At 42.1% G+C, this 13,337-nt stretch carries 14 protein-coding genes; 10 read left to right on the top strand and 4 right to left on the bottom strand.

Features of this window, described 5'->3' with window-relative positions:
- The first annotated feature begins 97 nt into the window (after positions 1 to 97).
- Entirely contained in the window at positions 98 to 775 is a 678-nt protein-coding gene (locus NMG48_RS02545; protein ID WP_271253861.1) for a 4'-phosphopantetheinyl transferase family protein, read from the top strand.
- Between the two features lie 117 nt (positions 776 to 892).
- Here NMG48_RS02545 and larB read toward each other — a convergent pair whose 3' ends face one another.
- Positions 893 to 1,642 (bottom strand): nickel pincer cofactor biosynthesis protein LarB, encoded by a 750-nt coding sequence (gene larB, locus NMG48_RS02540; RefSeq protein WP_271253860.1) that lies wholly within the window; start codon positions 1,640 to 1,642, stop codon positions 893 to 895.
- Between the two features lie 117 nt (positions 1,643 to 1,759).
- On the opposite strand from larB, the gene NMG48_RS02535 reads away from it, so the two are divergent.
- Both NMG48_RS02535 and NMG48_RS02530 read left to right on the top strand, forming a co-directional pair.
- On the top strand, positions 1,760 to 2,689 hold the full coding sequence (locus NMG48_RS02535; protein WP_271253859.1) for a LysR family transcriptional regulator: 930 nt from the start codon (positions 1,760 to 1,762) through the stop codon (positions 2,687 to 2,689).
- A gap of 112 nt (positions 2,690 to 2,801) precedes the next feature.
- On the top strand, positions 2,802 to 3,845 hold the full coding sequence (locus NMG48_RS02530; RefSeq protein WP_271253858.1) for an anthranilate phosphoribosyltransferase family protein: 1,044 nt from the start codon (positions 2,802 to 2,804) through the stop codon (positions 3,843 to 3,845).
- Here NMG48_RS02530 and NMG48_RS02525 read toward each other — a convergent pair.
- A complete protein-coding gene (locus NMG48_RS02525) occupies positions 3,842 to 4,087 on the bottom strand; it encodes a hypothetical protein (RefSeq protein ID WP_271253857.1) in 246 nt (81 codons plus the stop codon). The genes NMG48_RS02530 and NMG48_RS02525 overlap by 4 nt on opposite strands.
- Before the next feature lie 9 nt (positions 4,088 to 4,096).
- Between NMG48_RS02525 and NMG48_RS02520 the strand changes: the two genes are divergently transcribed.
- From NMG48_RS02520 to NMG48_RS02495, 6 genes are all read left to right on the top strand, one after another.
- Positions 4,097 to 5,284, top strand: a complete 1,188-nt coding sequence (locus tag NMG48_RS02520) for a hypothetical protein (protein ID WP_271253856.1) — start codon at positions 4,097 to 4,099, stop codon at positions 5,282 to 5,284.
- A gap of 197 nt (positions 5,285 to 5,481) precedes the next feature.
- Positions 5,482 to 6,606, top strand: coding sequence for a THUMP domain-containing class I SAM-dependent RNA methyltransferase (locus NMG48_RS02515; RefSeq protein WP_271253855.1), 1,125 nt, complete (start codon positions 5,482 to 5,484; stop codon positions 6,604 to 6,606).
- A 33-nt stretch (positions 6,607 to 6,639) separates the two neighbouring features.
- Positions 6,640 to 6,975, top strand: coding sequence for a nucleotidyltransferase domain-containing protein (locus NMG48_RS02510; protein WP_271253854.1), 336 nt, complete (start codon positions 6,640 to 6,642; stop codon positions 6,973 to 6,975).
- Positions 6,972 to 7,352: a HEPN domain-containing protein gene (locus NMG48_RS02505; RefSeq protein ID WP_271253853.1), complete on the top strand. Its 381-nt coding sequence runs from the start codon at positions 6,972 to 6,974 to the stop codon at positions 7,350 to 7,352. The genes NMG48_RS02510 and NMG48_RS02505 overlap by 4 nt, the downstream gene beginning before the upstream one ends.
- A 148-nt stretch (positions 7,353 to 7,500) precedes the next feature.
- Positions 7,501 to 8,652, top strand: a complete 1,152-nt coding sequence (locus NMG48_RS02500) for an ISAs1 family transposase (RefSeq protein WP_271252233.1) — start codon at positions 7,501 to 7,503, stop codon at positions 8,650 to 8,652.
- Positions 8,653 to 8,702: 50 nt separating this feature from the next.
- Positions 8,703 to 8,960 carry a nuclear transport factor 2 family protein gene (locus NMG48_RS02495; RefSeq protein ID WP_271253852.1) on the top strand — a complete coding sequence of 86 codons (258 nt, stop codon included), beginning with the start codon at positions 8,703 to 8,705 and terminating at the stop codon, positions 8,958 to 8,960.
- 24 nt (positions 8,961 to 8,984) lie between these two features.
- Here NMG48_RS02495 and NMG48_RS02490 read toward each other — a convergent pair whose 3' ends face one another.
- On the bottom strand, positions 8,985 to 10,127 hold the full coding sequence (locus NMG48_RS02490) for a transposase (protein WP_271252192.1): 1,143 nt from the start codon (positions 10,125 to 10,127) through the stop codon (positions 8,985 to 8,987).
- A gap of 292 nt (positions 10,128 to 10,419) precedes the next feature.
- Here NMG48_RS02490 and NMG48_RS02485 point away from each other — a divergent pair, with 292 nt between their 5' ends.
- Positions 10,420 to 12,030, top strand: coding sequence for an NAD(P)/FAD-dependent oxidoreductase (locus tag NMG48_RS02485; protein WP_271253851.1), 1,611 nt, complete (start codon positions 10,420 to 10,422; stop codon positions 12,028 to 12,030).
- Here NMG48_RS02485 and NMG48_RS02480 read toward each other — a convergent pair.
- Positions 12,013 to 13,260, bottom strand: coding sequence for an adenylate/guanylate cyclase domain-containing protein (locus tag NMG48_RS02480; RefSeq protein ID WP_271253850.1), 1,248 nt, complete (start codon positions 13,258 to 13,260; stop codon positions 12,013 to 12,015). The genes NMG48_RS02485 and NMG48_RS02480 overlap by 18 nt on opposite strands.
- Positions 13,261 to 13,337 lie beyond the last annotated feature (77 nt).

Below are 13,337 nucleotides of genomic sequence, written 5' to 3'. Positions count from 1 at the left end.
AATTCATCTCAAATTCCAAGAGTCTATAGCAAATCTGTAGTTATTTGGGAGACGCGCCCCAAAGGGGCGCAGTCTCCCAAATTATTTAATCTCACAAATGACTACAGATTTGCAACTATATCAAGCGAGGCTCGATATCTCTGAAATTGAGTGCGATCGCCTCTGGAAACTTTTATCTGAGGATGAGCGATCGCGGGCGGATCGGTTTAAGCGAGAAAATCTGAGACGCAATTTTGTAGCCGCAAGGGGAAATTTAAGGATCATCTTGGCGCAATGGCTAGGTTGTAAACCCAAAGCAATTCAGTTTAGCTATAGCGATCGCGGTAAACCCTATCTTCAAAACTCCAAGGGTATTTATTTTAATCTAGCCCATTCTCAAGATTTCGCAATTTATGTTGTCAGTAGCGATCGCGAGGTAGGCATCGATTTGGAATATATCAATCCTCAATGTGATATTGAGGGAATTGCCCAGAGATATTTCTCACCATCAGAGTATGAGGTAATTAAAGGACTTGGCGATCGCGATCCATCTTTAGCAGTTCAGGCTTTTTATCAAGCATGGACACTCAAGGAAGCCTATGGAAAGGCAACTGGACAGGGAATTACTAATATTCTTGAAGGTTTAGATGTTTCGCCATTATTAGAAACAGCGATCGGTACAACTTTGCAGATCGGAGATTGGAACTTAAAACTCCTAAGTACAGAATTAGAACTAGGCATAAGTTATGCTGCCGCTTTGTGCATTAATCAACGTTCGTGTTATTTACTCCCTTGAAAGTCAAGAATCGGTTCACCGATTCTTGACTTTCTTAATACGCATCGAGTGGATGTGGCGCGGGCTTCGCCCGCGCCACATCCACTCGAAATTCATTAGTATCGCGGAAGTCCTATTCTATTGATGACGATGTAAAATTTTCCCTGCTAGCATGGCGGCTCCAAAACCATTGTCAATATTCACTACACCTACACCTGTAGCACAGGAATTGAGCATGGTGAGTAATGGAGCTAATCCATTAAAACTTGCGCCATAACCGATGCTGGTAGGAACTGCCACAATCGGACAATCTGCCAGACCTGCGACAACACTTGCTAATGCTCCTTCCATTCCTGCGACAACAATAATCACATCGGCATTGGCGATCACATCCCGATGACTGAGCAAGCGATGAATTCCTGCGACACCCACATCCCAAAGTCGCTTAACTGTAAAGCCACAGAGTTCTGATGTAATCGCAGCTTCTTCGGCGATCGGCAGATCGGCAGTACCTGCGGTAAGAATTGTAATTGTCCCTTCTTTTTTCATCGTTGATTCGCCAAGGCAGCAAATTTGGGCGAGGGGGAAATATCGCAAACCGCGCAAAGATGGCTGGATTTGGGCATAAACTGCTGCCGAAATTTTAGTTGCCATAACTAGAGGATTTTTGGATTCCATTACGCGCATGATTTGCACAATTTGTTCGGGGGTTTTGCCCAATCCAAAAATTACTTCAGGAAAGCCTGTTCGTAAATTGCGATGATGATCAATTTTGGCAAAGTTTCCCACTGATTCATAGTGGAGATATTTCAACTCTTCTAAAGCTTTCTCTGGGCTTAGTTCCCCCGTTGCAACTGTTTCTAATAGTTGCTTTAAGTTATCGTGCATAGAAATTAAGAAATAGTGGATTTACCTTTTAATCTAGCTTGTTACCGATGCTACTTTTCCGAAAACCTAGAAGCGGCTTAATGATGGGAGACTTAACTAGAATAGCGTTAATCTCTCATGCGTTTGGAACAGTTACAGGCTTTTTTGGCAGTGGCAGAAACGGGAAACTTTCAACAGGCAGCCCAGAAGTGCGGTGTTAGTCAATCAACGATAAGCCGACAGGTGCAGTCTCTGGAGGCAACTGTCGGCTTATCGTTGTTTCATCGTCAGGGCAATGCCAAGCTGACTTTGGGTGGCGATCGCCTATTACCTCATGCCAAGAAAATTTGTCAGATCTGGGCAACTGCCGAGCAGGAGCTAACTGATTTGCAAGCGGGTAAGCAAACAGAACTCTGTGTAGCAGGAATTCCTTCCGCCTGTGCCTATCAATTACCGCCGATATTACAAAAATTTTCTCGGACTTATCCAAACGTACAATTGCGGGTAACGACATTAGGAAGCGATCGCGCTCTTAAGGTTCTCAAAGATGGATTGATTGATATTGCGATCGTGATGAATAATCCATTTTTGACCGCGAGTTCGGAAATGGTAATCACAAGATTATATGAAGAAAAGATTCAATTATTGCTACCTGCTCAGCATCCACTGAGTAAAAAAGAGGTTATAACTTGGAGAGATCTCGATAACTTTCCGCAGGCAGTATTTAAGGATGGCTATGGGTTACAGCGCCTAGTACAAGATCAGTTCAATCGTCAGGGAATTCGCTTGAATGCTGCTTTGGAACTAAATGCTCTTGAAGCTTTTCGAGGAGTAGTGAAGCAAGGTAGTTTGATTGCACTGTTGCCTGAAACTTTTTTAGTGGAGTTAAATTATGATTCTGACTTGGTGGTGCGATCGCTCAGTGAACCCAACTTAACTCGCGAGATTGTGTTAGTGACGACCATCGATCGCATTCAAATTCCGCCAATTCAATATTTTTGTAAGCTCGCTGCCGAAATGGTGCAACAGGAAATTCCGATCATCTTAAAAAGTGCTTTGAGTTCTTAAAAAATGGTAATGGGTAAAGCTTTGCTCTACTTATTATCATTTTTTTAAATGGCAAGCCTGTGAGATAATTCAACATCTAACCGACTTTTGCATTAAATTCACCCAAAGAGTAATGAGTAAAGAATTTCGCGAATTTTTGCGTAAAGTTGGTAGCGGTACACATACCAGCAAAAGCTTAACGCGCCAAGAGGCAGAACGTGCCACAGTGATGATGTTGCAAGGAGAAGCAACTCCTGCACAGATCGGGGCATTTATGATCGCCCATCGGATTAAGCGTCCAACTAGTGATGAGTTGGCGGGAATGCTGGATGCCTATAAATTTTTGGGGGCTAAGGTCGCAGCGATCGCTACTGATAAAAGGGTATTAGTACTGGGATTGCCCTACGACGGGAGATCAAAGACTGCGCCTATTAATCCTGCAACTGCAATTGTGTTGGCAGCAGCAGGCATTCCTGTGTTAATGCATGGTGGCGATCGGATGCCTACCAAGGAAGGGCTGCCGTTGATTGAGATCTGGCATGAATTGGGACTGAATTGGCAAAGTTTAGAGCTTGCCCAAGTACAGCAAAATCTAGAACAGCATCATTTGGGATTTGTCTATTTGCCTAAACATTTTCCCCTTGCTCAAAGTATTGTTCCCTATCGCGAACAAATTGGTAAGCGTCCACCCTTCGCAACTATTGAGCTAATGTGGTCTCCCTACCAAGGGCAACAATTAATCGTGTCGGGATTTGTGCATCCACCCACTGAGACAAATATTCGAGAAGCCTTTGCCAAGCATGGCATTACTGAGTTTGCAACAGTGAAAGGTTGGGAAGGAAGCGTCGATTTACCGCGATCGCGTACAGCAATTATCGGCATTAACCGAGGCGATCGCTTTGAACGTTTGACTTTATCGGCAAGAAATTACGGCTTTAGTTCAGAAGATCCTGCGATCGCAGATGCTTCTGAAATCGCGGCAAAAATCATCTCTGCCATCAAAAATGAACCTTCCGAATACCTCAACTCGGTATTGTGGAATTGTGGCTTTTATCTCTGGCTCTATGGACTACATGGAGATATTACAGAGGCGATCACCTATGCCCAAGAAATTATCAGTAGTGGTGCAGCATTGCAAAAATTAGAGGATTTACAAGATAACAGCAAATTAAATTAACGTGAGTTCGATAACGCCATTTGTGCGGCGCGAAGCGCCGCACAAATGGCGAAAAATGGAAAAAATCGCTTAGCGATTTTTTCCATTTTTCGCCTTCGTCGAACTGACGTTAAATTATGGCTATAGCCAAGTGAGCTAAGACAAAAAACAGAAGAGAGTTGCAGCGCAAAGCGCTGCAACTCTCTTCTGTTTTTGTTTTTATTGTTTATAATAATATCATCAAAATATAAGCTTATAAACATATTCTTGTAATGATCAAACTACCCGAACTTGCATCCTGTATCTTTGCAAGCTTGTCTCTAAGTACTCTTGTTAGTTGTAGCAATCCTATTGCCACTAAAACAACGACCAGTTCTAGCGATGCTTCAGTAGCCGCAACTGCAAAGTCAGAAGCGAGTCCCACCAACTCTGTGACCGCAACTCCAGTAGCTCAAGTTGCCCAAGCCACAGGAGATCTTCTGGATGCAGCCCAAAAAGACAAGCTAAGAGAACTGTCCGTACCTATTATTGTGCCGACCTATCTTCCTGCGGGATTTCGGGTAATTAAACTTGAGGCTGGTAGAGAAGAGTTACGTTCTGGGAGCTATGCATACTATTCCATTCTTTATAAAGGAGAAGATGATGCCTGTTTCGATATTTCTTTGAATACCGATCCTGCGATGTTGACTTCACGGATGCCTCGAAGGTTCATGCAGATTCCGATTAGCAATAAGGACGTGACTATTATTTATGGCAATGTTGAGGATAAGCCAATTACGATGGGACGCTTTAGCGTTCCCAGTGGTTCACCAACTAGTGCATATATGCTAAGAACTGGTGGTTGGATGCCTTCTAGTCAAGAGGGTAGAAATATTCGTTGCAATTCTATTAGTGACGCAGAATATGACAAGGTGCTACAAGCACTAAAAGTGCTGGATTTTGGCGAAAATACCAGTACCAACAATGCAATAAATCAAAGTGCGATCGCATCCAATCCTAGCAATTCCGATAATCTCTTGTCCGCAGAGCAAAAAAATCAATTGTCGCAATTGGGAATAGATGTGATTCTCCCGACTTATTTACCTGCGGGAACTAAACTTGGCAGCTTTAAGGCATACAAAAAGCAAACCTCACAAGCTGCCGACTATTCTTTTTATAATATTCAATATATCGGTACAGACAACACCTGTCTTGAAGCAGGATCTGGCTATCAGTCAATGTGGCAAAAGAATCCGAGTAAGATGCAAATTGATACGAAGGTGGGAGTAGTTGAAGTGTCTTCGGGAACACATAGTCGTAGTGGAACCTTGCAGCACTGGGGATGGATTCGGAAGAACGCGGAAGGTCAGTCTTTGATTACAGGTGGATTGTCTACCAATGGAAAGCCTTGCAATCCGATCAATTTTGAGGAATATAACAAAGTTCTGCAATCATTGGATGTAGTGAATACTAAACAATAATGGGGCAATTGACAGCCTGTTAAGGCTTAGAGCGTATTTGATAAGCATCCTGTTTAGCAAAAATTTCTACTTTTACCCCCTCTAACTCCCCCTTAAATCGGTACAGAGAAAATTTTAAAAGCATGGCGAAGCCATGCTTTTAAAATTTTCTCTCGGTTTCAAGTTAGCTCAATGCGCTGTAACAGTATGATAGGTTAATGAATCAATATTTTGCAACTGTGGCGAGAGGCTTAGAAGCCCTCGCAGCACAGGAATTAGAACAACTAGGTGCTCATTCCGTTGAAGCGGGATTTTGTGGTGTTAGCTTTGAAGGCGATCGCACTTTACTTTATCGTGTCAATCTCTGGGCAAGATTACCATTCCGCATCTTAATGCACCTCGATCAATTTGATTGCCTTGATGCGGATGATCTCTATCAAGGAATTAAAGCGATCGACTGGTCAGAATTTTTAACCCCTGAAATGACCTTGTCTGTGAATGCTACTGGCAAAAACGATCAGCTTAATCACACGCATTTTACAGCGCTCAAAGTCAAAAATGCGATCGTTGATCAGCAGATGGATCGATTTGGTGAGCGATCGGATGTAGATACCCACGAAGCAGATTTGCGAATCGGTGTGCATATTGATGACAATGGTTGCACCGTTAGCCTCGATAGCTCTGGCAATAGTCTCCACCGTCGCGGTTATCGTCCTGCGGTGGGAGCCGCCCCTTTAAAGGAATCCCTTGCGGCTGCTCTTATCCAGATGTCAGGTTGGCAACCCAATCAAATGTTTTACGATCCCCTCTGCGGTTCAGGAACTTTGCCACTAGAGGCAAGCTTAAAAGCTCTAAATATTGCCCCCGGAATGTTTCGCGAACATTTTGGCTTTGAAACTTGGCTAGATTTTGATCAAGAGCTTTTAGCCAAATTAATTCAAGAAGCTGATGATAATCGTTTAGATGCTTTACCTGCACCTATCTGGGGTAGCGATCGCAATCCTGAGGTGGTCGATCAAGCAATGATCAATGCCAAAAATTGTGGCTTAGCCAATCATGTCTATTTCTCAGCATTAGATCTAGCGGAAGTGGTCGCACCTGCGGATAGTGGCGTTGTTTTCTGCAATCCTCCCTATGGTGAGAGGCTAGGACGTGACAGTGATTTGGGCGCTTTTTATAAGCAATTAGGGAATGTTCTCAAGCAGCAATTTAAGGGCTGGACTGCGTTTGTCCTGAGTGGTAATAAACAGTTATCGCAGACGATTGGATTAAAGTGTGCGGAACGAACGGCGGTACTCAATGGAGCCTTGCCCTGTCAGTTGATGAAGTACGAGCTATATTAGGATTGGCATCCAAGGTGTCAGGAATCAGGCACAATGACGAAAACCGTTGAGAACAAGCAATTATCCTCTTTACTAACGGAGCTAAAAGCTAGTTTAGTAAATCTTTATGGCGATCGCTTATTTTCCGTGATTCTGTTTGGCTCTCAAGCTAGGGGAGAAGCAACTCCTGACTCAGATATTGATGTGATGACAGTCCTTGATGATCCTGTAAATGTGGCTGAGGAAATATATCGAACATCTGATATTGGTTGGCACTTTATGGATAAATATGGTGAATTAGTTTCAATTATTCCTACTGCGAAGTCAGCCTTTTTAGATTCTGCAATTTCTTTTATTCGAGTAGTAAAGCGGGAAGGTATTGAGCTATGAGTGAAATCTCTAAACTTTTGAGCTTATCATCCGAGGATTTAGAAACAGCAGAACTTTTGCATGAGGCAAAGCGTTATCGTTCTTGTATATCTCGTGCTTATTATGCGATGTATTATGCTGCTCAGGCATTGCTGCTTTCAGAAGGTTTAGATACTTCTACTCATAAAGGAGTGATCAAATTGATAAATCTACATTTTGCTCATACGGGCAAGCTTTCCCTAGATATTGCTAAACTCCTGAAAAGTACTTACGATCTGCGACAGTCGGGTGATTATAGTACCAATTTTGTAGCTGATGAGATAATTGCTAATAGGGCGATCGCTGATGCAAAAACTTTTATTTCTGAGATAAAAATGATTATGCTAGAGAGTGATTAGCCTAACATGAAATTAGAGGAGAACAAATGATTCTAGAAAGTCAAGTAGGGCAACCGCACACGTTTCTTAACAAACTAGTAAGCATTTTTAACAAGGAGAAAAAGGTAGAAACGAGAGAATAGAGAATATTTAGAATGAGCAGCCCAAAATGCTAGATACAGTCAACCCCATCGGATTAATCGAAACCCACTTTGGGAACTTGCAAGATCCCAGAGCAGCACACGGTATCCTGCATAAGCTGCTCGACATATTGATAATCACGATTTGTGCAGTGATCTGTGGAGCTGATAATTTCATCGCAATCGCCGAATATGGCAAAGAGAAAGAAGAATGGTTAAAGACATTTTTGGAATTAGCCAACGGCATACCATCAGTAGATACATTCGAGAGATTATTTGCGAGACTAAAGCCAGAAGAATTGCAAAAAAGCTTTATTAGTTGGATGGAAGCAGTCCATAAATCAACCGATGGAGAATTGATTAACATAGATGGCAAAACTCTGAGAGGGGCAAAGGGATCAGGAAATTCACGTAGTCTGATTCATATGGTGAGTGTGTGGTCAGCATCACAACATTTGGTATTGGGACAGAAAAAAGTAGACGAGAAATCCAATGAAATAACAGCGATTCCATCATTGCTAAAAATGTTAGCGATACGAGGTTCAGTGGTGAGCATAGATGCAATGGGATGTCAGACCGAAATCGCGAAAACAATCATCGAAGAGGGAGCAGATTATGTGTTAGCGCTGAAAGGCAATCAAGGTAATCTCCATAAAGATGTGCGTGAACTATTTACCTCTGCACGAGAACAGAACTTCAAAAATATTGAACATCAGTTCTATGAAACGGTTGAGAAAGGACATGGGCGCATTGAAACCCGTCGCTATTGGACAATGGGTAATACCGAATACTTAATTGGTGCGGAGAAATGGATAGGTTTGAAAAGTATTGGTATGGTTGAATCAGATCGAATTATAAATGGAACTATTTCTACTGAACAGCGATACTATCTGCTTAGTCTTGAGAGTGATGTCCACAGATTTTCCCAATCTGTCAGAAATCACTGGAGTATTGAAAATCGACTACATTGGATTCTCGATGTTGGCTTTAATGAGGATGCTTCTCAATCCTGTCGAGGCTATATTGCCGAAAACTTAGCTGTTATACGTCATATCAGTTTAAATTTGTTGTCAAGAGATAAAACTAGTAAGGTCGGGGTCAAGACTAAACGTCTTAAAGCTGGCTGGAACAATAACTATCTTAAGGATGTCCTAAGTGCCTTAAACATAGTCGCTGTCTAAATCTCGTTAATTGTTAAGAAACGTGTGCGGTTGCCCTAGAAAGTCAAGCTTTGGCTTTTGCTGAAGATTGGATTAGGACATGGAATTCCCATGATTTAGATGCGATTCTATCTCATTACAGTGAGGATATCGTCCTGATATCACCGATCGCTACCAGAATACTTAATGACCCATCGGGTAAAGTGTCAGGAAAGACTGCTTTACGTGCATATTTCCAAAAAGGACTAGCGTTCTATCCTGATCTGAAATTTGAGCTAATCGATGTCATGTGGGGAATCTCTAGCATTGTCCTATATTACATTAACTGAGATCTTGCAGCATTCGTGAAAGAGTCAAGTGGGAATGGGTTTGAGAATAATTTCAAAGCCATGACGAGCAGCAATATCGGCACTAATTTGAAGATACCTGAGAAGTTTCAACCAAAGGACAGAAGGGAATAAAACAGAAAGGGTTAAATCACAGGTAGCTTTCCAGTCCAAGATGGGAGGAAACGACCATTGATCAATCCAATGAGCCAAAAGATAAGAAAGCAGAGAGAGGATAAGCCAACGATAAACGCCAAGTTTTGTAGATTGCCCAAAACAATGCAAACCAAAGCGATGTTTGATGGTTTTGAAGAATCCCTCAATCGCCCAACGCTTACGACCTAACATCACCAGATAAGCGCCAGAATAAGGATGAGAAGAGACCACAAAGCGTAACTCCCGTTTACTATCGGCTCTTTTGAGCCAGAACCAAGAGATCGTCAAAGGCGTACTTAGCCCTTCCAGTAAAATTAGTTGTCCACGTTTGCCATGGGGATAAAGTTGTTTGACGGTACGTCCATCTTGAAGTTTACGATTGTTGCGGACACCGACAACGATGCGCCAAGACTTGGCGCGGACAGCATTGAAAAACTTCACCGTACTAAACTCAGTATCAGCAAGGACAATCACAGTCTTGCCTTGGGTTAGTTGCTTGGGTACTGTCCCCAATAACTTACAAGCTAAGTCAGAGGGACTGGAGTATCCTTTGCCGCGCCATACTCTAAAACTCCATGGTACGCGCCACTCTCCATAGACCAGATACAGTACAACCAGATGTAGTCCTCGCTTTCCGTTGAGGATTCTCACCCATGGGTCTGGTTCGTTTGGGGTGGGATTGCTCAAATGTAAAAACTTGCCGCTTTTTTCTAAGGTGGTCAGGTCTATCAGTATCTTTAATGGCACTCTCTTCGATGGGCGATGCTTGGCGATTTGCCCCAAAATTGACAGCCTTGTTGCTCGAATTAGTCCTCTTGTTGACCAGTTATAGTGATTGAGAAATCGGCTTAATGCACTCGCTGATTTTACCTGTGTATGTTCTGGATAGGGATGCCCTTGCGCTTCCAGAAATAGCCCTAATATTGCATTCAGACTTGCTTTTTGATACACACTTGGCATCAGACAAATTAGGCTATACACTAAACCTTGGGCGTGCTTAACGATGCTTTCCATAATCGTTATTTAATTTACTACTACGCCCTTTTTTTCACATCTTTACTCTCTTTGCAACCCCTTTCCAGAATGGTGCAAGTTCTCAGTTAATCAAAATGGAGTGAAAGCAGCCGAGTTCATGGAAATAGATGCTGAGGGTAAAGTTGTTAATGTAATTGCAAACTATAATTAATAGTTCTAGGACTTATGCAAATAATCTAAGAACTTGAGTACATGGCTTTCATTGTTGATGTTAAAGCGATTTGCTCAAGTACTTACAGCTAAGTTAATAAACTAAGAATTGCCTTAAATTATGTTACGAATTACTGAGATTAAACTACCCTTAGATCATCCTGAAGATGCGCTGAAATTAGCAATTCTCAAAAAGCTGCAAATTAAGCCAGAAGAATTAACTAATTATTCTATTTTTAAGCGTAGTTATGATGCGCGAAAGAAAACAGATATTTACTTGGTTTACATCGTTGATGTTGAGACATCTGTAGAGAAGCAGTTATTAGCAAAATTCCAAGCAGATCCACATATCTCAATTACGCCAGACATGAGTTATCACCATGTAGCCAAGGCTCCTAGTAATTTAAAAACTCGTCCTATTGTCATCGGTCTGGGGCCCGCAGGGATGTTTGCAGGGCTAATGTTGGCGCAAATGGGATTTCGTCCGATTATTTTAGAACGGGGTAAGGCAGTACGCGATCGCACTGCCGACACCTTTAATTTCTGGAAAAAAAGAGCAGCTTTTAATCCTGAATCTAATGCTCAATTTGGTGAAGGTGGTGCAGGCACTTTCTCCGATGGGAAACTCTATAGCCAAGTCAAAGACCCACAACACTATGGGCGCAAAGTTCTCACCGAATTTGTGAATGCAGGAGCCTCACCTGAAATTCTCTATATCAATAAGCCGCATATTGGGACATTTAAGCTTGTTGGCATCGTCCAGAATTTCCGTGCCAGAATTGAAGAACTTGGTGGAGAAATCCATTTTCAAAGTCGAGTAGAAGATATTGATATTCAAAATGGCAAAGCGAAGGGAGTGACCCTTGCTAGTGGCGAATATATTGCTAGCAATCATATAGTTTTGGCTGTCGGTCATAGTGCCCGTGACACCTTCCAAATGCTCTACAACCACGGCGTATATATCGAAGCAAAACCTTTCTCGATTGGTTTCAGAATTGAGCATCCACAAACGCTCATTGATCGCGCTAGATTTGGTGATTATGCAGGACATAAAACCTTAGGTGCTGCTGATTACAAACTAGTACATCACTGCAAAAATGGTCGCTCGGTTTATAGCTTCTGTATGTGTCCGGGGGGATTAGTCGTGGCGGCAACTTCGGAAGTTGGGCGTGTAGTGACTAATGGCATGAGTCAATATTCGCGCAATGAACGCAATGCCAATAGTGGTATCGTCGTAGGCATTACCCCCGATGATTATCCAGAGCATCCCCTTGCAGGTATTGATTTTCAGCGTCGTTTAGAATCCCATGCCTTTGAGCTTGGTGGCGGAACCTATGCAGCTCCTGCTCAGTTAGTCGGAGATTTTCTGGCGAATCGTCCTTCTAAGGCTCTCGGCACTGTGCATCCATCCTATACACCAGATGTACTTTTGGGCGATCTCAGTGAGAGTTTGCCTGACTATGCGATCGCTGCCATTCGTGAAGCGATTCCCGAATTTAATAAAAAAATCAAGGGGTTTGCGATGGATGATGCCATGCTCACAGGCGTGGAAACGCGCACTTCTTCGCCAATTAGAATTAAGCGCAATGAAAAATATCAAAGTCTAAATACCGAAGGACTCTTCCCTGCGGGGGAAGGTGCAGGCTATGCAGGAGGAATTCTCTCGGCGGGAATTGATGGTATTAAGGTAGCAGAGGCTGTGGCTCTGAGTATTTTAGAGGCAAGTCCCTAATACTTTGCCCAATAAAAAATAGGTGGTCATGTCTCCCTTACCTTTGACTGTGATTACACCTCTTTCTTCAAACTTATAGAGATGTTTAAGGCGCTCATAAGCACATGCACTGACTTGAATTTTACCTGCAATTCCGTGGGATTCCATGCGTGAGGCTGTATTAACTGTATCTCCCCAAAGGTCATAAGCAAATTTTTTCAGTCCGATGACACCTGCAACTACGGGACCTGTGTGAATACCAATGCGAATACTCAGGTTTTTTCCTGTCTCTTGATTGAATTTATACATCGCTATTTGCATATCGATCGCCATATCAGCGATCGCCTCAGTATGATCAGGTCGCGGATAGGGAAGTCCCGATACTACCAAATAGGCATCACCGATGGTTTTAATCTTTTCTAATTGATGGATTTCGACTAAGCGATCAAATTGCGAAAAAATTTGATTGAGAAATTCCACAACTTGGTCGGGTGGTAAATGACTAGAAAGTTGTGTAAATCCGACAATATCTGCAAATAAAACTGTCACATCGGTAAAGCTATCGGCAATAGTGTTCTCATCATCTTTGAGCCTCATTGCGATTGATTCAGGTAAGATATTTAGTAACAGTTTCTCAGAGGTATTGCGAGCATAAAATTCTGACTTAGCTAATTTCTCATAGAGATAAACAGAAATATTGCTAATAAAACAAGTCCAAAATATATTAATAAACCAAGAGATTGTAGGTATATTATTAGGAATCACATCAATACCTACAGCAGTATTTACTATAAAATAATAGGCTAATCCTCCTAATTGTGAAATGAGATGAAATCGCCAACGGACTGGCACTAAAGTGGCTTGAGAGAAAAATGTCACCATCCACCAAATTAACATCATCTCTGGCTTGACTCGCCTACTTATGGTGTCAACAAGTTGGATTAATATTGTAATTGTCCAAGAAATGCTTAAGAAAATCAGTGAAGTTTGTAATGGTGAGCGCAGTCTTTTGAGATGGTTTGTGCCATAGATAATTGCTGCTAAAATTATCAGAATGGTAATAAGCCAAATTTGCGAAAAGTGAGTGGAACCCCGTAATAAATATATAAATTGCTCACCTAGTAATGTGACAAAGTAAAAGAATGCAATTCGCATTCCTAAACTAAGTCTCTTTTGCATAAACTGCTGTCGCCATAGTTGATATTCAGGTGTTTCCAAATCACGGTTTCTTTTTAGAAAGCTAAACATCATGTTTTGCGATCGCGCAGGTAATATATTAACTGGGGATTTTATCTTATAAATTAAGGCGATCGCTTATCTCTATTGAT

Source organism: Pseudanabaena sp. Chao 1811, from assembly GCF_027942295.1.
GTDB lineage: Bacteria > Cyanobacteriota > Cyanobacteriia > Pseudanabaenales > Pseudanabaenaceae > Pseudanabaena.
Note: the sequence above shows the minus strand (reverse complement) of the source record. Positions and strands in the feature narration are given on the sequence as shown.